The organism is Bradyrhizobium forestalis, from assembly GCF_002795245.1.
Lineage (GTDB): Bacteria > Pseudomonadota > Alphaproteobacteria > Rhizobiales > Xanthobacteraceae > Bradyrhizobium > Bradyrhizobium forestalis.
This window is the reverse complement of the sequence record NZ_PGVG01000003.1, coordinates 240101-265690: the sequence shown is the minus strand read 5'-3', so window position 1 is coordinate 265690 and position 25590 is coordinate 240101. Positions and strand designations below refer to the sequence as shown.

Sequence of the window (25590 nt, the reverse complement as noted above, 5' to 3'; positions counted from 1 at the left end):
TCGGTCGTGGCGGTTCGCAGCAACATCGTCGGCATCGACAGCCCCGAGGCGCTGGAGAAGGCGCTGCGGGCGGCCTATTACCTCGCTGACGAGGGCCTTGCGACGGCTGCCTATCTCGGTCTCGCGCTCGGCAAGCCGCTGCTGCTGGAAGGCGCGCCCGGCGTCGGCAAGACGGAAGCGGCGAAGGCCATCGCTGCCGTGCTCGGCCGCCGCCTCATCCGCCTGCAATGCTATGAGGGCATCGACTCCTCCGCTGCGCTCTATGAGTGGAACTATCCGCGCCAGATGCTCGCGATCCGCCAGGCCGGCGACGACAGCATCGACATCTATGGCGAGACGTTCCTGATCGAGCGGCCGATGCTGGCTGCGCTGCGCGCGCCCGATTCCACCGTGCTGCTGATCGACGAGATCGACCGGGCCGACCAGGAGTTCGAGGCATTCCTGCTCGAATTCCTCTCCGACTTCCAGATCTCCATCCCCGAACGCGGCACGGTCCGCGCCGCCGAGCGGCCGGTCGTTGTGCTGACCTCGAACCGGACACGCGACTTGCACGAAGCTTTGCGCCGCCGCTGCGTCTATCACTGGATCGGCTATCCCACCGCCGAGCGGGAGGCGCGCATCATCATGATGCGCGCATCCAGCGTCGCCGAAGCCACGGCCCGCGCCGTCGTCGCGGCCGTCGAGAAGCTGCGGCGGGAACCGCTGAGCAAGGCGCCCGGCATCGCCGAGGCTGTCGACTGGGCCGAGGCCGCGACCCTCCTCAACAAGGGCGGCGCGCGCTGGCCTGATGCCTTCAAGCGCTCGATCGGCGTGGCGCTGAAGGACGAGGAGGACCTGCACTTCATCGCGCCTCGGCTCGATGCCATGCTCGCGGAGGCGACCGCATGAGCACCGAGCTGCAGCTCCCGCGCGCCGCCCGCATCTTCATTTCCTTCGTCGCACTCTTGCGCGCCAACGGCTTCGCCGTCGCGCCAGAACAGACCACCGCGTTCCTGGCAGCGATCGAGCTGCTGGGACCGCGCAACATCGGGGATATCAAGCAGTCTGCGCTCGCCACCCTCGCGCCACCGCCCGAACGCCGCGCCACCTTCGACCGGTTGTTCGACCTTCATTTCCGCGGCAGTGATGCCATCGCCCGCGACAACGAGGGCGAGGACGATGAGACCGTCCGTCTGCAGGAGGAAGGTCGCGGCGACGAGGAGCCCCTGCTCTCCGACGACGCCAACGAGTCGGGCCTCACCGCGACGCGCACCGAGGCGCTGGTCGAGCGCCGCTTCGCCCAGCTCTCCACGACCGATGCGCTCCGGCGCCTGGCACGCGAGGCTCCTCGGCGCCTGCCACTGCGGCGCGGGCACCGCCGCATGCGGACGCGCCGCGGCCCGTTCGCCGATCTCCGCCGCACCTTGCGCGACAGCGTGCGCAGCGACGGCGAGATCCTGCGGCTCGGTCACCTGAAGCGGCGGCAGCGCCCACGCAAGATCCTGCTGCTGATCGACGTCTCCGGCTCGATGAAGACCCGTACCGAGGAGAACATGAAGCTCGCGCATGCGCTGGCGCAGGCCGCGCCCAATGTCGAGGTCTTCACCTTCGGCACGCGGCTCACCCGCGTCACCCGCGCACTACGGCTAAAGCGGCGCGAGCAGGCGCTGAGCGCGGCAGCGCATCTCGTCAGCGACTGGGACGGTGGCACCCGCATCGGCGACGCGCTGCAAGCGTTCCTCGCGGTGCCCCGGTTCGGCGGCTACGCCCGCGGCGCCGCCGTGATCGTCGTCTCCGACGGGCTCGAGCGCGGCGCGCCCGACGCCCTTCGCGACGCCGTCGCAAAGCTGTCGCGACGGGCCTGGCGCTTGAGCTGGCTGACGCCGCTCGCGACGGGGCCGGGCTTCCATCCGCAGACCGAAGCGCTCGTCGCGATCGCGCGCTTCGTCGACGATCTCGTGGACGGCGGGTCGAGCGCGTCGATCGTCGCTCATGTGCTGGCACTGGGACGAAGGAGAGCTGCGTGAACAATATTGTCGACGGCCATCATCACATCTGGCGGCAGGCCGACCTGCCCTGGTTGACCGGCCCCATGCAGCCTCGCATCTTCGGACCATACGAGCCGATCCGGCGCGACTATCCGATCCGGGAATATCTCGACGATCTCAAGGACACCGGCGTCACCCGCTCCGTCTATGTACAGACCAACTGGGCGCCCGAGCATTTCGAGGAAGAAGCAGCCTGGGTTCAGCGGACCGCCGATGAGCGTGGCTGGCCGCACGCCATCGTCGCCTATGCCGATTTCGCCGTTGACGACGTGCGCCCGCAGCTCGACCGCCTCAAGCGCTATCCGCTGCTGCGCGGCGTCCGCATGCAGCTGCACTGGCACGAGAACCCGCTGTACCGCTTCGCGGCCCGTCCGGATCTCTGCGCCGATCCCGTGATCCGCCGCAACGTCGCGCGTCTGGCCGATTACGGCTGGAGCTTCGATCTGCAGGTCTTCACGCCGCAGATGCCGGATGCGGCGCAGCTCGCCGAGTCCTGTCCCGGCGTGACCTTCATCCTCCAGCATGCCGGCATGCTCGAGGATCTCTCGCCGGCAGGACGCGCGGCCTGGCGCGCCGGGATGGCCCGGCTCGCGACCTGTCCGAACGTGGTCTCAAAACTGTCCGGGCTCGGCACCTTCATCCACCGCAATGACGCCGCGCATATCGCGGCCGTGCTCACCGACACCGTCGCGATCTTCGGCGCCGAACGCTGCCTGTTCGGTTCCAATTTCCCGATCGAGAAATTGTGGACCAGCTATCGCGAGCTCGTCGGCGCCTTTCGCGCAGCCGCCGCCCCGTTCAGTGCGGAGCAGCAGGACGCGATCTTCAGGACGACGGCGACACGCGTCTACCGGCTTTGACAAGAAACGAGACAGGAGGGAAACGTATGGCGCTGGAGATCAAGATCCTGGACTACGGCGATATCGAGCTGGAATCGAGCTTTCTGGTGCTCGGCCGCGACTGCGGCCGCACCCGCCGCGTCCTCACCCTCGGCTTCCTGATCCTCGGCGGCCCCTATCCGGTCGTGGTCGACACCGGCTATCGCTCCAACCAGATCATGGAGACGCTGGGCATGCGGGGGCTTCAGTACCATGAGAACATGATCGAGAACCAGCTCGCGCGCCACGGCGTCCGCATGGGCGACGTCCGCTTCGTCTGCCACACTCATCTGCACATCGACCATGCCGGCAAGGACGATCTGTTCCCGATGAACACGACGGTCGTGCTCAACCGCCGGGAGCTCGAATATTCCGTCTCCGGGCTGATGCATCCGCAATATCCGGCGCCCGACATCAAGCACCTGATCGACCGCCTGCATACCAAGAGCGCGCTACGCTTTCTCGACCTGGAGATCACCGGTCCCATCGAGCTGATGCCCGGGGTCTATTGCGATGCAGCCAACGCCCATACCGAAGGATCGATGAATATCATCGTCCACACCGCCGATGGCATCGCGACCATCTGCGGCGACGTGATCTACGACTTCAATGACCAGATCGTCACGCCTTTCCATGAAATCCACGATTGGGAGCCGCGCACCACCGGCAACCATGGCACCAGCAAGCGCGCGGAGAAGGCGGCGATCAAGAAGCTGCTGAGCAATTCGCGCTACCTGCTCCCGGTCCACGACCGGCCCGCCAAGATCGAGGGCGGCAACGTCGTGGGACGCCTGCACGACCAGGTCCCCGGCCCGATCGTGCAGTCGCTCCCCCAGCGCAACTGGTTCCCGGCTTGAGGTTGTCGAGGATCAACCGATGACGCATGTGACGTTGCGAAGCGAGTTCGAGAACCTGATCGACCCCTATGCACCGGTCGCACAGATCGGCACCGGCTTCGACTTCACGGAAGGGCCGATCTGGCATCCGGTCGATCATTATCTGCTGTTCTCGGACATGCCGGGTGACGTGCGCAGGCGCTGGGATGCGCGGCGCGGCGTCGTCGAGGTCAAACGCCCGTCGAACAAATGCAATGGCATGACCTACGACGCCGAGCTCAACCTGATCGTCTGCGAGCACGCGACGTCGTCGCTGATTCGCGAACGTCCTGACGGACGGCGCGAAGTGCTGGCTTCGCATTTCGGCGGCCAGGAGCTCAACAGCCCGAACGACGTCTGCGTCCATTCATCCGGCGCGATCTATTTCTCCGATCCCTGGTATGGCCGCATGCCGGTCTATGGTGTCGAGCGGCCGCGCCAGCTCGGCTTCCAGGGCGTCTATCGCCTCATGCCCGGCGGCGAACCGAAGCTCGTGGTCGAGCGCAGCCTGTTCGATCAGCCGAACGGGCTGTGCTTCTCGCCGGACGAGAAGCTGCTCTATGTCAACGACACCGTACAAGCGCTGATCCGCGTGTTCGACGTCAACAGCGACGGCTCGCTGTCCAATGCGCGGGTGTTTGCGAGCGGCATCAAGTCCGAGCTCGAACCCGGCTTGCCCGATGGCATGAAGTGCGATCAGCACGGCAATGTCTGGGTCACCGCACCCGGCGGAGTCTGGGTCTATTCGCCGCGCAGCGAGCTGCTCGGCAAGGTCCGCGTGCCCGAGCTGGTCGCCAACCTCGCCTGGGGCGGGCCCGACTTCCGCACGCTCTATCTCACCTCGACGCATTCGGTGTATGCGATCCCGACCAGGGTCGGCCCCCGGCATGAGCCGTATATGAGCGGCAGGCACGCTGGTGGCGGAACAAGCCCGAGTTCATCGCCAGCGGCGCCTGTCTTGACCGAGGGCGAGATGCGGCTCGATCCGCAACGCTGCGCCATGATCATCCAGGATCTCCAGAACGACGTCATCATGGACGGCGGCGCTTTCGCCGAGTCGGGTGCACCGGGTCATGCGAAGCAACAGCATGTCGTGGAGAATGTGCGCCGTCTCGCGGAAGCCGCACGCGCCCGCGGCGTCGCCATCATCCATGTCTGGTTCGTGGTCGAGCCCGGCGCACCCGGCGTCACCCTGAATGCACCATTGTTCGAAGGCCTCGTCGACAGCAAGGCGATGGTGCGCGGAAGCTGGGGCGCGGCTCCGGTTTCAGGACTTGAGCCGCGGCCCGGCGATTTCGTCGTCGAGAAGATGCGGATGAGCGCCTGGGAAGGCACACGGCTCGAGACGATCCTCAAAGCTACCGGCCGCGACATGATCATCAATACCGGCGCGTGGACCAACATGTCGGTCGAGCACACCGCGCGGACCGGCGCCGACAAGGGCTATTTCATGATCGTGCCCGAGGATTGCTGCTCGACCATGAATGCCGACTGGCACAACGCCTCGATCAATTTTGCCATGCAGAACGTCGCGGTCGTGACCAGGGCCGATACCGTCATCAGAGCGTTGGGATGAGTTGTGGCAAAGCTCCTGCACCTGTCCTGCTCGCCGCGCGCCGAGTCCGAATCGAATGCCGGCGCACGCGTCTTTCTTAACGGATTCCGCCAGGTCCGGCCGGATTGGGACATCGATGTCGTGGACATCTGGCGTGAGGGGATGCCGGAGTTCACGGGCCCCATTGTCGAAGCCAAATATGCGCGCATGAAGGCTGAAGCCTTCACCGAGGCGCAACGCGACAGTTTTGCTGAGGCCGAGCGAATGGCGTTGCGCTTTTCGCTCGCCGATCGCGTGCTGATCTCGACCCCGATGTGGAACTTTGGCCTTCCCTACAAGCTCAAGCAGTGGTTCGACATCATCGTCCAGCCCGGGCTCACCTTTCGGTTCGATCCGTCGCAGGGATATCTCCCGCTGCTGCAGGATCGGCCGACACTGGTCATCATCGCGAGCGGCAGCGATTTTGGCACCGGAATGAACCGCGGCCGCATCGATATGGCAACGCCATACTTAAGGGAAATCCTGCGCTTCATCGGGATCAGCAATGTCCGTTTCGTGCCGATCGGTCCAACCACCGGCCCGCAGCAGCCGATCGATGCAGCCCGTGAAAGGGCCCATCAACGGCTCACTGCAATCGCCGCGACCTTCTAAAGCGCGATGAATTGAGGCTTGATCGCTGCGACGACGGTAGTGGGCCCCCTCTCCCGCTTGCGGGAGAGGGTTGGGGAGAGGGTGCTTCCGCAATGGGATAGCCCCCTAGAGGAGAAAGCCCTCACCCGGCGCTTCGCGCCGACCTCTCCCGCAAGCGGGAGAGGTGAAGGAGCCGCGGCAATCGATTCACCCAAAGCCGTTCCGCTTTAAAACGCGATGGCAGCGTGTCGCGCTGGATCAGATCAGGCTCGACTTGCCCCGGCTCAGCACTTGGCCTGCACCCTTGGCGCCGACGATCCGGCCCTGGCTGCAGACCACCTGTCCCCTGGCGATTGTCGTCACCGGCCATCCCGTGACCTCGAAACCTTCCCAGGGCGTGTAGTCCGAGCCGTGATGCAGATCGGCCTGCCGGATGGGCTTCTTCAGTTTGGGATCCCAGAGAACGATGTCGGCATCGAAGCCGACACCGATCGAGCCCTTGCGCGGATAGAGGCCGTAGATCCTCGCATGATTGGTGGCGGTCAGCTCGACGAACTTTTGCAGGGTGATGCGCCCTTTCGAGACGCCTTCCGAGAACAGGATCGGCAACCGGGTCTCGACGCCGGGGATGCCGTTCGGCACCCAGCGGAACGAGGTGCGGGCGTTCGGCGTCAGCTTGCCCTTGGGATCGTCGTAGCGGAACGGGCAGTGGTCGGACGAGAAGGTCTGGAACACGCCTGATGTGATGCCCTCCCAGATCGCCTGCTGGCTCTCGACATCGCGCGGCGGCGGCGAGCAGACATACTTCGCGCCCGTGATGTCCATGTTGAGGCCCTTCATGTCGTCGGCCGTCAGCGTGATGTATTGCGGGCAGGTCTCTGCATGCACCGGCAGGCCGCGTTGCTGGGCCCAGCGCACCTGTTCCATCGCCTCGCGTCCGGAGACGTGCACGATCATGATGGGCACGCCGACGATTTCGGCATGACTGATGGCACGATGCGTCGCCTCGCGCTCGACCGCCTGGGGCCGCGACACCCCGTGATAATAGGGCGCGATGTGGCCCTCGCGCTCGAGCTTGCTGGTGAGGAAGCGGATGGCGTCGTAGCCCTCGCAATGGACCATGACCAGCGCTTCCTCGCGGCGCGCGACGTCGAAGACCTCGAGCAGCTGCTTGTCGCTGAGCACGAGGTCGTCATAGGTCATGAACACCTTGAACGAGGTGTAGCCGTCCTTGACGAGCGCCGGCAGCTCCTGCCCGAGCACGACCGCGGTCGGATCGGAGATGATGAGGTGGAACGCGGTGTCGATGTAGCATTCGCCCTCGGCGAGCCTGCGGTAGTTCTCGACGCAGGTGCGGAGGGAAGTTCCTTTCTCCTGCAGCGCGAAGGGCAGCACCATGGTGTTGCCGCCAGCGGCCGCCGCGCGCGTCGCCGAGGCAAAGTCGTCGGCCATCACCACGTCGGGGCCCGAGGCTTGCGAGATGTGGACGTGGCTGTCGATGCCCCCCGGCAGCGCCAGCAGGCCCGTCGCGTCGATCTCCCGCGCCGCGCCCTCGAGATGATCGGCAATGCTGACGATGCGGCCGTCGCGAATGCCGATATCGGCGTGGAACTCGTCGCTGGCCGTGACGATGGTGCCGCCGCGAATAGCGAGATCGAGCTGGGTCACTTGCGCCTCCGTCACTTGATGACCGCTGATGTCTGGAATATGCAGCCCCACTCCGCAAAGGCCGTGATGTCGCCGCCGGCGAGCTCAAGCGTTCGCCACAGCGTGACCGCGACCGAGTCGAGCACGGCGACGCCCAATTCCCGTTCGAGCGGTGCCGCAAGCGCAGCAGCGTCGAGATTGGTGCAGAGGACGACGATCGCATCGGCCCCCTCCGCCGCCACGGCACGGATCATGTCCGCGATCGTCGCCGGCGTCACCTCACCGAAAGAGAAATTGTCGCGCAAGCCCAGATGCCGCTCGGCATGCGGGGCAACGCCCTCCTCCGACCAGACCTCGCCGATCCGCCGCTGCACGTCGTCAGTGTAGGGCGAGACGAGGCCGACACGCTTGGCGCCGAGCGCGCGGGCGGCTTCGATGCAGGCGAGCGTCGACGTTGTCGCCGCCACGGCCGTGCGCGCCGTGATCGCTTCGCACAGGCTCCTGTCGCGGCCGATCCCGAGCCAGCTCGCCGAGGTGCCATTCCAGGCGATCGCGTCGACCTTGGCATCGGCCAGCAAGTCCGCGGCCGGAAGCATCACCGAGGCATCGAACTGGCTGAGCGCGGCAGCGTCGAGCGCAATCTCGGTGACGCGGAAGCGCGAGAAATGCGCGGTGACGCCGGAGACGCCGTGCAGCATGGCGCTGGTGACGGGTTCGAGCACCGAGTTGGAAGACGGCGTGATCATGCCGAGACGCTTGCGCATGGCGATACCTTACGACGCCTGCGCAAGCCGCGTCGACTCCTCCCGGATCAAAGCCAGGATGTGGCGCTTGGCGTCGTTGAACTCGGGGCTGGTGATGTCACGCGGACGCGGCAGGTCAAAATTGACGGCCTCGCGGATCCGGCCCGGCCGCCTGGTCATCACCACGATCTTGTTGCCGAGCACCAAGGCCTCATCGACGCTGTGGGTAACGAACACGATGGTGCAGCGGCGCTTCTGCCAGATCGCGACCAGCTCCTCCTGCATTTCGAGCTTGGTCTGGGCATCCAGCGCCGCGAACGGCTCGTCCATCAGGATCACGCTGGGGTTCATCAGCAGCGCGCGGGCGATGCCGACGCGCTGGTTCATGCCGCCGGACATCTCGGAGGGGTGATGGTGCTCGAAACCGCGCAGGCCGACGAGATCGATGAACTCCATGGCGCGGTCGTAGCGCTCGGCCTTGGCGACGCCCTTGAGCTTGAGGTGGAAGGCGATGTTGTCGATCGCGGTCAGCCACGGCATCAGGGTCGGCTGCTGGAACACCACGCCGCGGTCCGAGCCGGGCCGCTCGACCTGCTTGCCGTCGACCAGCGTGCGGCCGGAGGTCGCCTGCTCGAAGCCGGCGATGATGTTGAGCAAGGTCGACTTGCCGCAGCCGGACGGGCCGAGCAGGCAGACGAAGTCATTGGCCTCGATGTCGAGATTGATGTTGTCCAGCGTCAAGAGGTCGCGGCCGCGACGCTTGTCCGAAAACACCTTGACGATGTTGCGAAGCTCGATTGCCGCCATCAGCCCGCCCTGCCCTGCACGGTGGTCGTCTGCTGCCAGTGCAGCGTGCGCGCCATGATCGCCTTGAGGCCGAGGTCGGAGAGATAGCCGAGCAGCCCGATCGAGATCATCGCGGCGAGCACGATGTCGTAGCGCAGGAAGTAATAGGAATCCCACAAGACGTAGCCGAGGCCGCTCTTCACCGCGACCATCTCGGCCGTGACCGTCAGCATCCAGGCCGAGCCGACCGCGATGCGCAGCCCTGCGAAGATCGACGGCAGCGCCGCCGGCAGCACGATGTCGGTCAGCATCTGCCGTCCGTTGGCGCCCATCATCGCGCCGGCGCGGACGAGATTGTGGTCCACGGTCTTCACGCCATGGATGCTGTTCATCAGCACGGGAAAGAAGGCGCCGAGGAAGACGAGGAAGATCGCCGGCTTGTCGGCAATGCCGAACCAGATGATTGCCAGCGGAATCCAGGACACCGGCGGAATCGGGCGCAGCATCTGCAGCGTCGGCTCCAGCGTCTTCTCGAACAGGCGTGACCAGCCGATCGCGACGCCGGCGAGGATGCCGAGCAGGCTTGCCAGCGCAAAGCCGCCGAAGACGCGAAGCGCGCTGGCGAGCGCGTCGCGCAGCCAGTGCCCGGAATAGGTCTGCGTGGTCTCGTCGAAGCCGAACACCCAGTCGCCGAGCGCATGCAGCACCGCGCTCGGCGCCGGCAGCAGCGCCGGCGGCAGCATGCCGCTGCGCGCAAAGGCCTCCCAGCCCGCGATCAGCAGCGCGGGGACAATGAGGCGTTCGAGCCCCTGGAACGCCCGCGTCAGCCGAAACGCCGGCCTTGCGGGCGAGACGTCAGTAACCGAGGTCATTCTTGGCTTTTCCCGTCGCCTGCTCCAGGAACGAATAGTCCATGTTCTTCGCCGCTTCCGCGGAGACGTCCTTCGAGATGTATTTGAGGTCGCGCATCATCGCGGCGATCGCCAGCGTCTGCGAGCGATGGATCGCCGGATCAGGCGAGGCATTCTTCAGCGCCTCGGTCGCCACATTCTTGTCGAGGCCGGTGAGCTTGTTGATGACCTCGACCCACGGCGCCTTGTCGGCGATCAGCTTGTTGTCGAGCTCGACCACGGCGCTGACGACGCCCTGGACGCCGGCGCGCTGGCCCGCGATCACGTCGGAACGGGTGACGATCAGATTCGTGAGATTTCCAGCAGCCTGCTCATACGGCAGCACAAAATGCTTGCCGGCGCCGGCGAGCCGGATCTGCGAGGCAAACGGCTCGACCGAGCAGATCATGTCGACCTCGCCGCGCTGCAGCGCTGCGAGATGGTCGGACGGATTGGGAATGTTGATGAACTGGATGTCCTTGTTGGGATCGACGCCCTGCTTGAGGAACGCGCCGCGCATGTGGATGTCCTGCGCATTGCCGCGGGACGCCGCGACCTTGAGCGGCTGACCGTCGCTCTTCGCCTTCGCAACGGTCGTCTTGAACGTGGCCCAGTCCTCGGCCGGCAGGTTCAGCTTTGCGGAGGAGAGACATTCCGAGCCGCCATTGATCTGACCCGACACAGCGACGACGTCGAATCCCTTGTCGAGCGCGGTGATGTAGTGGAGGTACGTGACCTGCGCGACGTCGATGCTCTTCGACACCAGGGCGGTGAGCACGTCATTGCCCGAGTTGAAACCGGTGGCTTCAACCTCGACGCCCTTGGCCATGCCTGGGATCAGGGACATTGGCAGGCAGTGTGCACATTTGGCGTAGCCGAGCTTGATCTTCGGGGCTTGCGCCGAGGCGAGATCGCTTCCGCCAAGCATTGCAGCCATTGCCATTAGTCCCAGTCGCAAACTCGTCCGCATCGCCTACTCCGCTTCGAGGGCGCGATATCCGCGCGTCGCGCAGGATCATCCGTCGCCCTTCGCCGCAACGCAATCCAGTTTCTGCATGCTGCATACAATTTGCGCGGTATGCCATTGTTTTCAGCTAGATACGTCGGTATTTTAGGCAAGCCAAAGGGCCGGAAACGGCTAGGATCAACGTGAGAAGTGAGGCACGCGTGCAGCCAAAATCGGAAACGCCAAAAGGACGAAAGTCGCCCAAACTCAAGCGGATGGGCCTGCATGAGCGCGCCGCCGCGCGGATGCGGACGATGATCATTCGCGGCGAGCTGCCGCCGGGCTCGCAGACCCAGGAGACGAAGCTGTCGAAGGAGCTCGGCGTGTCGCGCACCCCCTTGCGCGAGGCCATGAAGGTGCTTGCCGCGGAGGGGTTGATCGAGCTTCGCCCCAATCGCAGCCCGCGCATTGCCGATATCGCGGTCGACGGCATCTCGGAATTGTTCGAGGCCCTCGCCGGAATCGAGCGGCTCGCAGCCGAACTCGCCGCGGTGCGTGGCACCGAGCGCGATCTCGCCCGCCTGCGCACGCTCCAGACCCGGATGGAGGGTCATCACCGCAACGGCAAGCTCGACGACTATTTCGCCATCAACGGCGAAATCCACAACACCATCGTTCGCATGGCCCGCAACACACCGCTGCGCGAGGCCCACGAGACCTTGATCTCCCGCGCCGAACGCGCGCGTTATCTCGCGCTCGGCGCCGACAGGCGATGGAGCAATTCAGTCGACGAGCACGCCGACATTCTGGCCGCACTCGAAGCCCGTGACAGCGACGCGGCGGGCCGCCTGCTCGGCGCCCATGTCGCGCGCACCGGCACGGCGCTGCTCGAGGTCCTCGCCGCCTCTCAAGCCAAGCGGACGGCGGCCTGAAGATGAAGCTGCTGCTGCTCAATCCGAACACCAGCACCGAGGTCACACAGCTGATGCTGGGCGTCGGGCAGCGCGCGGCCTCATCAGGCACCGAGCTGATTCCCTGCACCGCGACCCGCGGCGTGCCCTATATCGCCACACGCACCGAGGCTCAGATCGGCGGCGCCATTGCGCTGGAGATGCTGGCCGAGCAGCACAAAAAAGTCGACGCCGCGATCATCGCGGCGTTCGGCGATCCCGGCCTGTTCGCGGCGCGCGAGACCTTCGACATTCCCGTGGTCGGCATGGCGGAAGCGGCGATGCTGACCGCCTGCATGGCCGGACGGCGCTTTGCCATCGTCACCTTCGCGCAGGCCCTGGGGCCCTGGTACGAGGAATGCGTGCGCACCCACGGATTGTGGGAGCGCTGCGCCGGCATCCGCATGCTCGATACGCCCTTTCAGGCGATCTCCGAGGTCGGCACCGAGAAGGAGGACGTGCTAGTCGAGCTCGCCCAGCGCGCCATCGTCGAGGACGAGGCCGATGTGCTGATCTTTGCCGGCGCCCCGCTCTCGGGCCTTGCCGAGCGCGTCGCCGACCGGATCGCCGTCCCTGTGGTCGATCAGGTCATCGCCTCGGTGAAGCAGGCCGAGGCACTTCATGCGCTGGGTCTGCGCAAGGCGACAGCGGGCACGTTCCGCCGGCCCGCCGCCAAGCCGACCATTGGTCTCGCCGACGCGCTCGCCGCCCGGCTCGAGCATCGCGACAGCTGATCAGAGAGGCGGCCGGCGATGCGAAAGAACCAGTTCGTTTTCGAGGATACGGCCGAAGCCAAACAAGCGCGATTCGCACCCCGGCGGTGCGACGATCTGGATGCCGAAGGGCAGCTCCTTCTCCCCGTGCGACACCGGCAAGGTCAGCACCGGGAAGCCGACCAGCGACACGATGAACGTGACTGCGAGATAGTCGATCGGCGTCTCCAGCGCGGCGCCATCGATGGAGGTGACGTCGCTGATCTCATTCGGCCAGGGCAAGACGGATGCGGCGGGCGCGACCAGGAAATCGGCGTGAGTGAACAGCTCGCGAAAGCTGCGGTAGATCGCGGTGCGACACCGCTCGGCGTTGAGGTAGTCCTGCGCGGACAGATTTGCGCCGGCCTCGATATTCCAGATCACCGTCGGAGTGAGCTCCGCACGCCGGGTCCTCAGCAACCCGCCATAGCTGCTCGCGATGTGCGCGGCGCGCAGCGTGCGGAAGGTTTCGATTGCCCCGCCACAATCGGGCGAGGACGGCACGATTTCGGCAACACGCGCGAGCGCCTCGCAAGCCGCAGCGAAGCGTGCACGAACCTCGCGTGCGACCGGCGCGACGCCGAAATCGGGCGTGACCGCAATCCGGGGACGGCCAGCGATAGGTCGATCGTCGCCGGCGCTGCCGAGCGAGAGCGGATCATCCGCATCGCTGCCGGCGCAGACCGACAGCGCAAGCTCGAGATCGTCGACACTGCGGGCGAGGAAACCGTGGGTGGCCAGCATGTCCCAGCCGAGCGGCCGGCGCGGCGATGGAATACGGCCCGGTGTCGGCCGGATCGAGGCGACATCGCAGAAGCTTGCGGGGGTGCGCACCGAGCCGCCGAAATCGGTGCCATGCGCCAGCGGCACCATGCCGGCCGCGACCGCGACGGCGGAGCCGCCGGACGATCCGCCGGAGGTCAGCGCGGGATCGAACGGGTTGCGCGTCGGCCCGCACAATCTGTTGGTGCAAACCGCGCCGAAGCCGAACTCCGGCGTGTTGGTCTTGCCCAGAATGATCGCGCCGGCGCGCCGCAGCCGCGCCACCACGAGATCATCCTCGGCCGGCACATGATCGCGAAACAGCACGGATCCGTAAGTCGTCGTAAGTCCCGCAGTGTCGGTGAGGTCCTTGATCCCAATGGGCACGCCATGCAGCGGGCCAATCGGCGCAGAGGCCGCATCGCAGATCTGCGCAGCGTGGCGGGCGCCGTCCGCATCGACCGTCACGAATGCCGCCAATCGGGCGTCGAGGCTCGCAATCCGCGCCAGATGCGCTTCGACGGCGTCACGGGAGGACAGCTCTCCCCTCGCAATGACGCGCGCAAGCTCCGTCGCCGTGAGCTCGCATATCGATCGATCCGATGTCATCGGGCCACCATGCCCGAGTGCGCGCCGAAAAGCGACAGGCGCGGGCATGAGACTTGCTTTCTCCTCTGGGGCAACGAGAGGCAACATCATGGCTGATGCGCCAAGCGGCCGATCGCTCGTCGTCGACGCGGTCACCCACCGGTATCCCAGCGGCGCGCTTGCGGTCGAGAACATCAATCTCGACATCAAGGGCGGCGAGATCATCGCCCTGCTCGGCCCCTCCGGCTGCGGCAAGACAACGCTCTTGCGCATCATCGCCGGCTTCATCGCGCAGACGCAAGGGAGGATCATCATCGGCGACGACATCGTCGATGCGCTGCCGCCGAACAAGCGCGCGGTCGGCATCGTGTTCCAGAACTACGCGCTGTTCCCGCATTTGTCGATCAGCGAGAATGTCGCCTACGGCCTCGCCGCCCGCGGCATCGACAAGGCCGCGCGCCAGCGCGAGGCGCAGCGGCTCCTGGAGCTGGTGCAGCTCCCGACCATGGCCGAGCGGCTGCCGCGGCAGCTCTCCGGCGGCCAGCAGCAGCGCGTCGCGCTCGCCCGCGCACTGGCGATCAAGCCGTCGATCCTGCTGCTCGACGAGCCCTTCGCCGCGCTCGACAAGAATTTGCGGCTGGACATGCAGATCGAGGTCAAACGGCTGCAACGCGTCTCCGGCATCACCACGCTGATCGTGACGCACGACCAGGAAGAGGCGCTGTCGATGGCCGATCGTGTTGCCGTGCTGAGCCATGGCAAGCTCGAGCAATTCGGCTCGCCGTCGGACGTCTATGACCGTCCGCAGACGCTGTTCGTGAACACCTTCGTCGGCTCCACCAACCGCATGCCAGGCGTCGTGGTCTCGGCGGACCGCACGGCGGCGAAGGTGCGCCTCGATGCCGGCGCGGAGATCATCGCGAGGCCGGCCGGCGGCGCCCTCAGCGAAGGCGGCCGTGTCACCGTCTGCATCCGTCCCGAGCATCTGCAATTCGTCGGCGACGGGACCGGCTTTGCCGGCGTCGTCGGCATGTCGCTGCCGCTGGGCGCCACCGTCGTGCACGAGGTCACCACGGCCGACGGCTCCGGCGTTAAGGTCTCGCAGGCGCGCATCGGCGAGACGCGCGCGCTGGAGAATGGCGCTGCAGTGCGTCTCGCACCGCTCGCCCCATCGCTCGCCAACGCCTTTCCCGCAACGCTTTAGATCCAGTCTTTGTCCAGAGGGGAGTTCGACATGATCATGAACCGCAGAAGCCTGCTGACCACGGCGCTCACACTCGGGGCCATGAAGGCGTTTCCAGGCCTGAGCTACGCCCAGGCCCGCCCGCTGGTGTTTGCGACCTTCACCGGAAGCTGGGAGGAAGCGCACAAGGCCGTGCTGGTGCCCGCATTCCGGAAAGCCAATGCCGACGCCGCGATGGTGCTCGATCCCATGCTCTCGGTCGACCAGATCGCGAAAGTGAACGCCGCCAAGGCCAATCCGCCGATCGACGTCATGCTGCACGATCCCGGCCCCGCCCTCGTCGCCATCGGCCAGGATCTGGTCGAGCCCTATCCGGTCGAGAAGAGCGCCTATTACAAGGACCTGATCGCCGAGGCGCAGGAGCCGATGGGCCCCGCCCCGTTCTTCCAGGTCGTCGGCCTCACCTACAATCCGGAAGCCGTCAAGACGCCGCCGACATCCTGGGCCGATCTCTGGAAGCCGGAGTTCAAGGGCCGCGTCGGCATCACCAACCTCAACTCGACGCTCGGCACCGGCTGGCTGGTCGAGATCGCCAAGATGCGCGGCGGCTCGGAGGCCAATGTCGATCCCGGCTTCAAGGCGCTGGAGGAGCTCAAGCCCAATCTCGCGGCCGTTGCCGCCAATCCCGGCGCGCTTGCGACCCTGTTCCAGCAGGGCCAGATCGACATTTCGCCCGGCAATTTCAACGCCATCCAGATCCTGAAAGCGCGCGGCGTGCCGGTCGAGTTCGTGGCGCCGAAGGAAGGCGCCATCGCCTTCAAGACCACGATCCACGTCGTCAAGAACTCGCCGAACCGCGAGCTCGCCTTCAAGCTGATCGAGGCGGCCTTGATGCCGGAGGTGCAGACCACGCTGATGAATCCGCCCTATCTGATCGTGCCGACCAATTCCAAGGTGACGATGGGCGGCGAGATCGCGCGCGTGCTGGCCAAGGATACGGCCGAGCTGAAGAAGAAGTTCGTGTTCCAGGACTGGAAGAAGATCAACGAGCAGCGCTCGGCCTGGATCGAGCGCTTCAACCGCGAGATCAAGATCTAAGACCTTGAAGGCTTGAGTGATGGGCGCAGCACCGGCATCACGGGACGTGACGTCCTACGGAATGGGATTGGCAGCGCCGCTGGCGCTGTTCTTCCTGATCTTCTTCGTCGCGCCGCTGCTGCAGTTGTTCTGGCTCTCGCTGCACAACGACACGGCCGGGCTCCATTGGGGGCTCGGCCAGTACCTGCACTTCCTCACCGATCCCTTCAGCCTCGGCGTGCTCGGCTCGACGCTGCTGTTGGGCGCCGAGGTGACGGCCGTCTGCCTCGTGCTCGGCTTTCCCATTGCGTGGCTGTATCAGCGGGTCGGACCAAAGCTTCAAACCATCATCATCCTGATCGTGCTGCTGCCGCTCCTGACCAGCGTCGTGGTGCGCACCTTCGCCTGGATCGTCATCCTCGGGCGTCAGGGCATCATCAACGCGACGCTGCAATCCCTTGGGGTCATCGATACGCCCTTAAAGCTGCTGTACACCCAGTTCGGCGTGGTGATCGCGCTGGCGCAGGTGCAGATGCCGTTGATGACGCTGCCGCTGATCACCGCGCTCGGCCGCATCGATCCCAATCTCGACGATGCCTCCTGCTCGCTCGGCGCCGGCAGCTGGCGCACCTTCTTCCGGATCGTGCTGCCGCTGTCGCTGCCCGGCGTGATCGCCGGCTGCACGCTGACCTATGCCGCCGCGATCACCGCCTTCATCACCCAGTCGCTGGTCGGCGGCGGGCAGATGCTGTTCATGCCGATGTATCTCTACCAGCAGGCCTCGACACTGCAGAACTGGCCGTTTGCGGCGGCCATCTCGATCATCTTCCTGCTCGCCGTGCTCGCGGTCGTCTCGGTCTTCACCACGCTCGGCCGCCTATCGCGCGGCTATGGAGGGGCATGATGAGCGGCCGCAAGCGCACTCTTGAGGCGATCAGCTTCGAGCTCGTCATGACCGTGATCGCCGTGATCGCGCTTGTTATCATCATCGCGCCCTCGCTCGTGGTGCTGATCGTCTCCTTCACCAGCGGCTTCTCGCTGCGCTTCCCGCCGCCCGGCTATTCGCTGCGCTGGTACGCCGAGCTGTGGAATGCCTGGCAGCTCCATTTCGCGGCCAAGAACAGCCTGATCGTCGCGCTATGGGCGACCGGCCTGTCCGTCGCCCTCGGCGTCGCCGCGGCGCTGGCGATCTCGCGATCGCGGACGCTGTCGGCGCGGCTGCTCGACTCCCTCTTCATGTCGCCGCTGGTGCTGCCGGCGCTGGCTTTTGGTCTGGCTGCCCTGATGCTGTTCTCGCTGGTCGGCCTGCCGGTGTCGCCGCTGACGCTGGTGATCGGCCACACCGTGGTCTGCGTGCCCTATGTCGTTCGCAACACGGTCGCAGCGCTGGCGCAGCTGGAGCCGACCCTGCTCGAAAGCTCGGCGGTGCTCGGCGCGAGCCGCCTCTACACCTTCCGCCGCATCGTGCTGCCGCTGATCCGGCCCGGCATCATCGCCGGCGCCTTCATCGCCTTCATGTCGTCCTTCGACAATGTGCCGGTCTCGCTGTTCCTGCGCGATGCCGCGACCGACATGCTGCCGATCCGGATGTGGCAGGATCTCGAAGGCAAGCTTGACGTCACCATCGCCGCTTTGTCGGGCGTGCTGATCATCGCCACCGTCGCGCTGGTCGCGGTCATGGAGCGCGTCACCGGCCTGTCGCGCCGGCTGACAAGCTGATCAGGCGCCGCGGAACAGCGAATAACCCCAGCGCGTGAATTTCAGCGGCAGATGAAAATGCTCGTCAACGTTTTTGATGCGGAAGCGGAACGGCGTCACGGTCAGGAAGCCGTCGCGCTCGCCAAAGAACTCACCGAGATGAAACAACACCTCGTACTCGCCAGCCGTCACGCCTGCGCCTTGCGCGACAGCGTGATCGAGCACGCCGTTGGCGCCGAGCCGCCCGTCGGCGATGCGCAGCGAGTCCGGATCGACCCGCCAGATCTCGACGCGCAGCCCCTGTGCCGGGCGCCCGCTCGCCACATCGACCGCATGAATGGAAATACCGCCTGCCACAATGATCCTCCCATGAGCGTAGCGCCATGGTAGACGGAAATACCGCCATTCGGCCAGCACCCGCGTTGCTGCCGGCCCTGGGAGCGATGACCGCGCTGCAGACCCTCGTCGCGCTGGCCCTGTTCGCGCCCGGCGTGGTCGCGCCGCGCGCCCATATCGAGGTCTGGCAGCTCTCGATGTTCTCCTGTGCGGTGTTCGCGGTCGGCATTCCCGCCTCGTTCTGGGGCGGCGGCTTCATCGCGCGCCTTGGCTCGCTGCGGATCGCGAGCCTGTGCGCAGCGGCCATCGTCGTCGGCATGGCGCTGGCTTCGCTCGGATCGAGTGCCGCCCTGCTGGCCGCGGGCCTCTGCCTCGGCCTTGCCATGGGCCCCGAGACGCCGGCGAGCGCGGCGCTGCTGGCACGGCTCGTCACCGCCGAGCGCCGCGCCTTCGTGTTCTCGATGCGCCAGACCGGCAACCAGATCGGCGCCGTCGGCGGCTCGCTGGCGCTGCCCGCGATCGCCATCTCGCTCGGACCGGCCTGGTGCTATGCGTTGGTGGGCGTCTGCGCGCTACTCGCGATCCTGCTGTTCGAATGGTTGCGGCCGGCCTACGCCGTCAAGGTCATTCCGCCCCCAAAGCTCGATCTCCGCGCGCGGCTGGCGCTGGTGATTGCGGACCGACGGATCGCGATGCTGGCGCTGGCCTCGATGCCGTTCAGCGCGATGCAGGTGTCGCTCAACACGGTCTTCGTCACGCTCGGCACCCGCGAGCTCGGCCTTGGCCATATCGAGGCCGGCATGGCGCTCGCCTGCGCGCAAGCCGGCGGCCTCGTCGGCCGGCTCGGCTGGGGCTATGTTGCCATGCGCCTCGACGCCTCCCGCGCCGTGCTCGTCGTCATCGGCCTCGGCATGGCCTTCTGCGCCGCGCTGCTGGGCCTCAATGGCTCATCGCTCGGCTGCAGCGGGCAATTCATCATTGCCGCATTGTTCGGCCTGACGGCGTCGGGCTGGAACGGCGTCTTCGTCGCCGAGATCGCCCGCCTCGCCCCGCAGGACCGGATCGGCGAGACCACCGGCGCAGTGCTGACCGCATCCTATGCCGGGCTGCTCGCGGCGCCAGCGCTGGTGTCGATCCTGGATGGCGTGGCCAGCCTCGGCATGGCCTTCTTCGCCTTGGCGTGCCTTGCCCTCGGCGGCACATTGGCACTGATATGGGGAGGCCATGACAAAGCGGACAAATAGCGCGCGCGAGATCGCTGCCGACGTTGCGGCTGGACGGACGAGCGCCGTCCAGACCGCAAAGGCCGCACTGGCGCGGATCGAGGTAGCCAAGGCCTTGAACGCGGTCGTCACGATCGATCCTGCACGCACGCTGGCCGATGCTGTGGCGGTCGATGATCGCCTGCGTGCCGGCGAGACGATGCCGCTCGCCGGCATCCCCGTCATCGTCAAGGACAACATCTGGGTCGGCGGCTGGCGCGTGACGCAGGGCTCGCGCCTGTTCGCTGATTTCATCGCGTCACGCGACGCCGTTGCGATCGAACGACTGCGCAAGGCCGGTGCCGTCATCGTCGGCATCGGCGCAACATCCGAGTTCGCCTGCAAGGGCGTCACGACCTCGCAGCTGTATGGGCCAACGCGGCATCCCCTCGATCCTGCGCTGACGCCAGGCGGGTCGTCGGGCGGTCCGGCCGCGGCCGTTGCGGCCAGCCTCGTGCCGCTCGCGATCGGCACTGATGCGGGTGGCTCCAGCCGCAGGCCGCCGGCTCATGTCGGCGTCGCCGGCTTCAAGCCATCCTATGGCGCGATTCCCTATGGGCCCGGCTTCGCCGAGCCGTTCTTCGGCCTCTCAGTCATCGCGCCGATCGCCGCCGACGTCGCCGACATCGCGCTGGCGTTCGAAACCATGGCCGGCCTCGATGGACGCGATCCGGGCTCTGCCGTCGTTGCGCAGCAGGCCAAAGACATCGGCAGTCAGCGCATCGCGTTCTCGCCGCGCCTTGGTCTCGACGTCGCGATTGATGATGTGGTCGCGAGTGGCCTCGTCTCCGCCGTCGACCGGCTTTCCGCCGCAGGTTTGCGCATCACGCAACGCGATCCCATCTGGCCGGCAGGCGCCACGGAGGACGCCATCATGCCGCTTCAGCATGCGGGTCTGGCGGCGCTCCATGGTGACACGTTCCGCAAGGATCCGACCGTCTTCGATCCCGATATAGCCAAGCAGATCGAGCGAGGCCTCTCCTGGTCGGGTGCGGACGTTGCAGCAGCGCTGCTCGCGAGCACCGCGATTGCCAATGCCTTCGCAGCTTTCTTCACTGAGGTCGACCTGCTGCTGACGCCAACCGTCCCGTGCGCCGCGTGGCCACTGACGCAGCTCGGTCCGGACATGATCGGCGGAAAAGCCGCAAGCCCGCGTGCCCACGCGGTGTTCACGCCCTTTGTCAATCATGCCCGCCTGCCGGCGATTTCGATTCCGTGCGGAACGGATCGGCGCGGGCTTCCCTTCGGTCTTCAGATCATCGCCGCGCGCGGACAAGACCGCTCGCTGCTGGCAGCAGCGCAAGAGATCGAGGCCATCTTGCGAACGTAAGTCCTGCCGTCGACCGATATCCGTCCATCGCCCGTCTCTTTCAAGTCTGCGGGACCGCTTCCTCGATCGACCGTTCCATCGATGCATCGTGTACGACGCCTCCAACAATGATCCTGCAGAAGTTCAGCGTGAAGCGACCGTAGAGGGCGCCTAACCCGGACCCCGAGGAGGCGAAACGATAGGAGGCGCCGAGAACACGCGTGATCTCGAACAATCCCATGAGTTCGTGGTGCGCCAGCGCCGAGTGGATACCGAGCAGCGGCAGCAACAGGGCCTGCATACCAACGCAGCTCATGAGGCCCTCGCCTCTAGGCGCGGCAGCGGCTGAAATTGCGCGAGACGAGCGCTTCTCCATTGATATGGCGTGTTGCCGGCGAAGCGCTTGAATACTGTCGTGAAGTGCGCCTGCGTCTGGAACCCGACGGTCAAGGCGATGTCGACGAGCGAGGCGTCAGCCCGCAACAGCAATTCCTGGGCGCGCTCGATCCGCCGCTTCAGCAAATAATCGTGCGGCCGCATGCCGACGGCCGCACGGAACTGCGCGGCGAAGTGCATCCGGCTCAGGCCGGCAACGGCGGCCAGATGCTGCAGGGTGACCTTCGCGTCCAGATTGTCGTCGATATATTGCATGACGCGCTTGAGGCGCCATTTTTGCAGCGACCGCACCGCCCGGCAGGACTGCCCTTCGCGGTCGCTCTCGGCCGGCTCGGACTGGCTTTGATCGACCACCGTCCGCCGGCTGGCCTTGCGGGTCAACATGGCCAGGCGCAATGCGTCGACGAGAATGGCGGAATGGGGGTGGTGCATGGCTTTGGTGGCCACGAGTGCATCCGAGAGGCGCCGCATCACCGGGTCCGTGAACCCCGCCCCACCCGGCTCCCGATCGAACTCCGCGGATGCGTTCGCAAGACATTTCGCGGACACCCTGAAGCTCGGCCCGCCATCGGCAGACCCTCGCACGTCCGGCGCAGGCGGCTCGATGGCCAGCGCAACATCCAGATGCACGAGGGAGAGCATCATGGCCTCCTCGCCGGAGCGCGCCGAACGTCTCGATGGCCGCAGCCGCGGGCCGTCGATGGACGAGACGTCGATTGCGGCGGCGACATGATCCTTGGCATTTTGCGGGTATGATATCTGCAGCGACATCGTCGAATCTCCTGTCCCATTTCGCACCGTCAATGCCTGGCCGGCTTGTCCGAATGCGATGGGAGCAGAGTAGTTCGGCGATCCGCGCGCTCCATTCTACGCGCGGGTGCATGGATAAGGTCTCGGGTTGATCGCGTCATACGTAAGTATGATCCCGACCCGAGAGGACGAGCGGAACACTTCGCCTGCATTGACCGAATGCTCGAGCCCCACGGCTCCGCCGGCCTGCGGTAAGTTGACGCGTCCGCGATCGGCAAAATCACCGAAAGCCTTGTCCGGCTGCGGATTCTCGCTTTCGGAACCCACGCCGAATTCAACTATCCACGAGGTCTTCCACGAGAGCACGAAAACCAACTGGCGGGTTATTGTGGACGCGATCAAATCGCGGCATCAACGCGGCTGCAATGAGAAGAACCCCGCCTGCGACGATGACGAACCTTGATCGGCCTACGGGTTCATCCGTGAGCCGCGCCGGCTTGCAGTTCTGGTCCGCCCTCCTCGCCCTCGCGGTCTTCATGGTCGACGTGCTGACACCGCTCCAGGGCGCGGTCGCGGTTCTCTACGTCGTTACGATCCTGCTCGCGGCAAGGACGAACCGGCGCAACGACATCATCGTCGCCGCGATCGGCTGTGCCGCCCTGACGATCACGGCGTATCTGCTAAAGCATGATCTCCAGCCCATCGCCTCACCGGCCTTTCGTGCCCTGGTGAGCCTCGCGGCCATTGCCATCACCACGCTGCTCGCGCTCCAGAATCATGCCGCAACCAATCGCCTGGCGGCGCAGGCGCGCCTGCTCAACCTCTCGCACGACATGATCTTCGTCCGCGATCGCGCTAACGTGATCAATTTCTGGAACAAGGCAGCGGAACAGACCTACGGCTGGTCGGCCGACGAGGCGCTCGGGCAGCTTGCCGACAAGCTTCTGCGAACCAGCTATCCCGACCGGAGGGAAGTCATCGAGGCCAGCCTGCTCGATACCGGGCGATGGGAAGGCAGGGTGGAGCAACGGACGAAAGCCGGCGCCGCACTCGCCGTCGATGCCCGATGGGCCCTGCAGCGCGACCATCTCGGCAAGCCCGTCGGCGTGCTCGAAACGCACACCGACGTCACGGACCGCGTGGCGGCGCACAGCGCGCTGGTGCAGAGCGAGCAGCGATACCGCCGAATGTTCGACGCAAGCCGGATCGGCGTCGCCGAGGAAGACTGGAGCGGACTGCGGACCGCGCTGAATTCGCTACCGACCCGAGGGGCGAACCTGCGCGATTATCTAGCACGACATCCCGATTTCGTCCGGAATGCCCGCGGGCTTGCCAGAATCATCGATGTCAATCCTGCCCTGCAGAAGATGGCGGGGGCAGGCAGCTCTGCCGCTTTCATCAAGAACGTGGACAAGCTGCTCGGCGAGGGCAATCGCAGTTTCCTGGACGCGCTGGTGGCATTCGCGGAAGGAGAGCGGTTTCACGAAGGAGAGACCGAGCTCGTGCGCCTCGACGGACACAAGGTCCCCGTGCTGTTCACGATCACCTTTCCGCCTCAATCCGACGAAGATCATAACGTGCTCATCTTCGTCGTCGATATTACCGAGCGCCGGCAGGCGCAGGACGCGCTGCTCGCGGCGCAAGCCGAGCTCGCCCATGCTGCGCGGGTTGCCACGCTCGGCGAGCTCAGCGCGTCGATTGCGCACGAGGTGAACCAGCCGCTGGCGGCGATCGTCACCAGCGGCGAGGCTGGCTTGCGGTGGCTGCGGCGCGACGTACCCGATCTCCAGGAGGTCACGACGACGATCGGCCATGTCGTTGCTCAGGGCCGCCGCGCGAGCGAGATCGTGACCCGCATCCGGACCTTCCTGAAGAAGGCCCCGCCCCAGCGGGATATGCTGCAAATTGGCGAGATCATCGAGGAGGCGACCGCATTGGTTGCGCGCGAGCTCGCCAAGGACGAGGTCGCCCTCACCGTCGAGGCGCAGCACGGCCTGCCGCCGATTCGCGGCGACCGGGTTCAGCTGCAACAGGTCCTGATCAATCTTCTGATCAATGCCGGCCAAGCCATGTCCGGCCAGCCCGGTTCCCGCACCATCACGCTGCGTGTCGGCAGCGAGGACGGCGAAACCCTCGCGATCATGGTGCAGGACAGCGGCCCGGGCATCCAGCCTGACGACTTGCCGCGCCTGTTTGATCCGTTCTTCACGACGAAGGATGGCGGAATGGGCATGGGGCTTGCGATCTGCCGAACCACCGTGGAAGCTCACGGCGGCCGATTGTCGGTGGCGAGCACTCCGGGCTCGGGAACGACATTCCACCTGACATTGCCACTTAGCCAAGAACACGCCTTGCCATGACCCGACCAAACCAGGCGCAGCCACCGGCCCAACCCGCTAGCGCAATCGTGATCGTCGTCGATGACGACGAAGGCATCCGCGCCTCGCTCGACGGCCTGTTCCGATCCGTCGGCCTCCAGACGCGCCTGTTCGGCTCGCCGGCCGAATTGCTCGGCAGCTCGCTGCCCGACGGCCCCGGCTGCATCGTGCTGGACGTCCGCCTTCCGGGCGTGAGCGGGCTCGACCTGCAGAGCCAGTTCGTCCGCCAAGGCATCAGCTATCCAATCATCTTCATGACCGGCCACGGGGACATTCCGATGTCGGTCCGCGCCATGAAGGCCGGCGCCGTCGACTTCCTTTCCAAGCCGTTTCGCGACCAGGACATGCTTGACGCCGTGACGGCGGCGCTCGAGCGCGATGCGCAGCACCGTGCCGAAGCCGCGGCCAAGGATGACATCCGCGCCCAGTACGAAACCCTGACGGCGCGCGAGCGCGAGGTGATGGGCCATGTCACCGCCGGCCTGATGAACAAGCAGGTGGCGGCCCTGATCGGTCTCAGCGAGATCACGGTCAAAATCCACCGCGGGAACGTCATGCGCAAGATGGGGGTTAGGTCATTGGCCGACCTCGTTCGCAAGGCCGAGGCCCTCGGAGTTTCCCAAACCCGCAGGACCACGGACCAAACCTGAGTATAATTTCGGCGGGACCGCCCCCGGGTGCATAAGGTGTCATCGGCCGCGCAACGGGAGATATTCCTCCTTGCGGAACACCGCGGTCAGGATTGTGCGCGAATGGCCCAAAGCCCCGTAATTGCGATAGTTGACGACGACGAAGGCGTTCGCACCTCGCTGGCGAGCCTGGTCCGCTCGCTCGGCTACGAGGCCCAGGCCTACGAATCCGGCGTCGACTTCCTTGAGCACGCGCCGGGCGACGATCCGGCATGCATGATCGCCGACATCCAGATGCCCGTCATCACCGGCGATGAATTGCAGGCACAGTTGATCGCCTCGGGGCGCCGCTTCCCGATCATCTTCATGACCGCATTTCCGAGCGAAATCGTGCGCCAGCGCGTGATAGCGGCCGGCGCGCATTGCTATCTCGGCAAGCCCTCCAGCGGCGACGAGATCATCCGCTGTCTCGAAGCGGCGCTGGCAGGCCAGGCGCCGTAGCCCATCCGACCGGTCTCTCGCGCGGCGGCCCTCGTCCCCCAC

At 65.9% G+C, this 25590-nt stretch carries 26 protein-coding genes; 17 read left to right on the top strand and 9 right to left on the bottom strand.

The window, feature by feature from the left end; all coding sequences use genetic code 11:
- The first annotated feature begins 6 nt into the window (after positions 1–6).
- Genes CVM73_RS05620 through CVM73_RS05595 form a run of 6 tightly spaced genes read left to right on the top strand, consistent with a single transcriptional unit; the run spans position 7 to position 5986 of the window.
- Positions 7–888, top strand: coding sequence for an AAA family ATPase (locus CVM73_RS05620; RefSeq protein ID WP_100231009.1), 882 nt, complete (start codon positions 7–9; stop codon positions 886–888).
- A complete protein-coding gene (locus CVM73_RS05615) occupies positions 885–2006 on the top strand; it encodes a vWA domain-containing protein (RefSeq protein WP_100231008.1) in 1122 nt (373 codons plus the stop codon). Before CVM73_RS05620 ends, CVM73_RS05615 begins: the two co-directional genes overlap by 4 nt.
- Positions 2003–2887 carry an amidohydrolase family protein gene (locus CVM73_RS05610; RefSeq protein WP_100231007.1) on the top strand — a complete coding sequence of 295 codons (885 nt, stop codon included), beginning with the start codon at positions 2003–2005 and terminating at the stop codon, positions 2885–2887. Before CVM73_RS05615 ends, CVM73_RS05610 begins: the two co-directional genes overlap by 4 nt.
- A 26-nt stretch (positions 2888–2913) precedes the next feature.
- Entirely contained in the window at positions 2914–3762 is an 849-nt protein-coding gene (locus CVM73_RS05605) for an MBL fold metallo-hydrolase (RefSeq protein ID WP_100231006.1), read from the top strand.
- Positions 3763–3781: 19 nt separating this feature from the next.
- Entirely contained in the window at positions 3782–5356 is a 1575-nt protein-coding gene (locus CVM73_RS05600) for an isochorismatase family protein (RefSeq protein WP_100231005.1), read from the top strand.
- Between the two features lie 3 nt (positions 5357–5359).
- Positions 5360–5986, top strand: coding sequence for an FMN-dependent NADH-azoreductase (locus tag CVM73_RS05595; protein WP_100231004.1), 627 nt, complete (start codon positions 5360–5362; stop codon positions 5984–5986).
- Positions 5987–6223: 237 nt separating this feature from the next.
- Here CVM73_RS05595 and hydA read toward each other — a convergent pair whose 3' ends face one another.
- From hydA to CVM73_RS05570, 5 genes are read right to left on the bottom strand one after another with little or no spacing between them, the layout of a single operon-like run.
- Entirely contained in the window at positions 6224–7633 is a 1410-nt protein-coding gene (gene hydA / locus CVM73_RS05590; RefSeq protein ID WP_167406652.1) for a dihydropyrimidinase, read from the bottom strand.
- Positions 7634–7644: 11 nt separating this feature from the next.
- Positions 7645–8376 carry a maleate cis-trans isomerase family protein gene (locus CVM73_RS05585; RefSeq protein ID WP_167406651.1) on the bottom strand — a complete coding sequence of 244 codons (732 nt, stop codon included), beginning with the start codon at positions 8374–8376 and terminating at the stop codon, positions 7645–7647.
- Between the two features lie 9 nt (positions 8377–8385).
- Entirely contained in the window at positions 8386–9162 is a 777-nt protein-coding gene (locus CVM73_RS05580; RefSeq protein WP_100231001.1) for an ABC transporter ATP-binding protein, read from the bottom strand.
- Positions 9162–10013: an ABC transporter permease gene (locus CVM73_RS05575; protein ID WP_100231000.1), complete on the bottom strand. Its 852-nt coding sequence runs from the start codon at positions 10011–10013 to the stop codon at positions 9162–9164. Before CVM73_RS05575 ends, CVM73_RS05580 begins: the two co-directional genes overlap by 1 nt.
- Positions 9997–11001: an ABC transporter substrate-binding protein gene (locus CVM73_RS05570; protein ID WP_100230999.1), complete on the bottom strand. Its 1005-nt coding sequence runs from the start codon at positions 10999–11001 to the stop codon at positions 9997–9999. Before CVM73_RS05570 ends, CVM73_RS05575 begins: the two co-directional genes overlap by 17 nt.
- Before the next feature lie 197 nt (positions 11002–11198).
- On the opposite strand from CVM73_RS05570, the gene CVM73_RS05565 reads away from it, so the two are divergent.
- The gene (locus tag CVM73_RS05565) at positions 11199–11909 is read left to right on the top strand and encodes a GntR family transcriptional regulator (RefSeq protein WP_167406650.1); all 711 of its coding nucleotides are present in this window, start codon (positions 11199–11201) and stop codon (positions 11907–11909) included.
- A 2-nt stretch (positions 11910–11911) separates the two neighbouring features.
- On the top strand, positions 11912–12661 hold the full coding sequence (locus CVM73_RS05560; RefSeq protein WP_167406649.1) for an aspartate/glutamate racemase family protein: 750 nt from the start codon (positions 11912–11914) through the stop codon (positions 12659–12661).
- Here the strand turns inward: CVM73_RS05560 and CVM73_RS05555 are convergent, their stop codons facing one another.
- Positions 12662–14050 carry an amidase gene (locus CVM73_RS05555; protein ID WP_100230996.1) on the bottom strand — a complete coding sequence of 463 codons (1389 nt, stop codon included), beginning with the start codon at positions 14048–14050 and terminating at the stop codon, positions 12662–12664. It lies immediately after the preceding gene.
- Positions 14051–14138: 88 nt separating this feature from the next.
- On the opposite strand from CVM73_RS05555, the gene CVM73_RS05550 reads away from it, so the two are divergent.
- The 4 genes from CVM73_RS05550 to CVM73_RS05535 are packed head-to-tail and all read left to right on the top strand — an operon-like array spanning position 14139 to position 18008.
- Positions 14139–15233, top strand: a complete 1095-nt coding sequence (locus CVM73_RS05550) for an ABC transporter ATP-binding protein (protein ID WP_100230995.1) — start codon at positions 14139–14141, stop codon at positions 15231–15233.
- Positions 15234–15263: 30 nt separating this feature from the next.
- On the top strand, positions 15264–16310 hold the full coding sequence (locus CVM73_RS05545; RefSeq protein WP_100230994.1) for an ABC transporter substrate-binding protein: 1047 nt from the start codon (positions 15264–15266) through the stop codon (positions 16308–16310).
- Positions 16311–16329: 19 nt separating this feature from the next.
- Positions 16330–17193 carry an ABC transporter permease gene (locus CVM73_RS05540; RefSeq protein WP_100230993.1) on the top strand — a complete coding sequence of 288 codons (864 nt, stop codon included), beginning with the start codon at positions 16330–16332 and terminating at the stop codon, positions 17191–17193.
- Positions 17193–18008, top strand: a complete 816-nt coding sequence (locus tag CVM73_RS05535; protein WP_167406648.1) for an ABC transporter permease — start codon at positions 17193–17195, stop codon at positions 18006–18008. The genes CVM73_RS05540 and CVM73_RS05535 overlap by 1 nt, the downstream gene beginning before the upstream one ends.
- On the opposite strand, the gene CVM73_RS05530 is transcribed toward CVM73_RS05535, so the two are convergent.
- Positions 18009–18344 carry a hydroxyisourate hydrolase gene (locus CVM73_RS05530; protein ID WP_167406647.1) on the bottom strand — a complete coding sequence of 112 codons (336 nt, stop codon included), beginning with the start codon at positions 18342–18344 and terminating at the stop codon, positions 18009–18011.
- A gap of 26 nt (positions 18345–18370) precedes the next feature.
- On the opposite strand from CVM73_RS05530, the gene CVM73_RS05525 reads away from it, so the two are divergent.
- Both CVM73_RS05525 and CVM73_RS05520 read left to right on the top strand, forming a co-directional pair.
- Complete coding sequence (locus CVM73_RS05525; RefSeq protein ID WP_100230990.1) at positions 18371–19567, top strand: MFS transporter; 1197 nt, start codon at positions 18371–18373, stop codon at positions 19565–19567.
- Complete coding sequence (locus CVM73_RS05520; protein ID WP_100230989.1) at positions 19548–20915, top strand: amidase; 1368 nt, start codon at positions 19548–19550, stop codon at positions 20913–20915. The genes CVM73_RS05525 and CVM73_RS05520 overlap by 20 nt, the downstream gene beginning before the upstream one ends.
- 40 nt (positions 20916–20955) lie before the next feature.
- Here the strand turns inward: CVM73_RS05520 and CVM73_RS05515 are convergent, their stop codons facing one another.
- Positions 20956–21195, bottom strand: coding sequence for a hypothetical protein (locus CVM73_RS05515; protein WP_245452220.1), 240 nt, complete (start codon positions 21193–21195; stop codon positions 20956–20958).
- An 11-nt stretch (positions 21196–21206) separates the two neighbouring features.
- On the bottom strand, positions 21207–22061 hold the full coding sequence (locus CVM73_RS40620; protein WP_208639169.1) for a helix-turn-helix domain-containing protein: 855 nt from the start codon (positions 22059–22061) through the stop codon (positions 21207–21209).
- 461 nt (positions 22062–22522) lie between these two features.
- On the opposite strand from CVM73_RS40620, the gene CVM73_RS05500 reads away from it, so the two are divergent.
- From CVM73_RS05500 to CVM73_RS05490, 3 genes are all read left to right on the top strand, one after another.
- On the top strand, positions 22523–24400 hold the full coding sequence (locus CVM73_RS05500; protein WP_245452219.1) for a PAS domain-containing sensor histidine kinase: 1878 nt from the start codon (positions 22523–22525) through the stop codon (positions 24398–24400).
- Positions 24397–25068, top strand: coding sequence for a response regulator transcription factor (locus CVM73_RS05495; RefSeq protein WP_100230985.1), 672 nt, complete (start codon positions 24397–24399; stop codon positions 25066–25068). The genes CVM73_RS05500 and CVM73_RS05495 overlap by 4 nt, the downstream gene beginning before the upstream one ends.
- 102 nt (positions 25069–25170) lie before the next feature.
- Positions 25171–25548: a response regulator transcription factor gene (locus CVM73_RS05490; RefSeq protein WP_100230984.1), complete on the top strand. Its 378-nt coding sequence runs from the start codon at positions 25171–25173 to the stop codon at positions 25546–25548.
- Positions 25549–25590 lie beyond the last annotated feature (42 nt).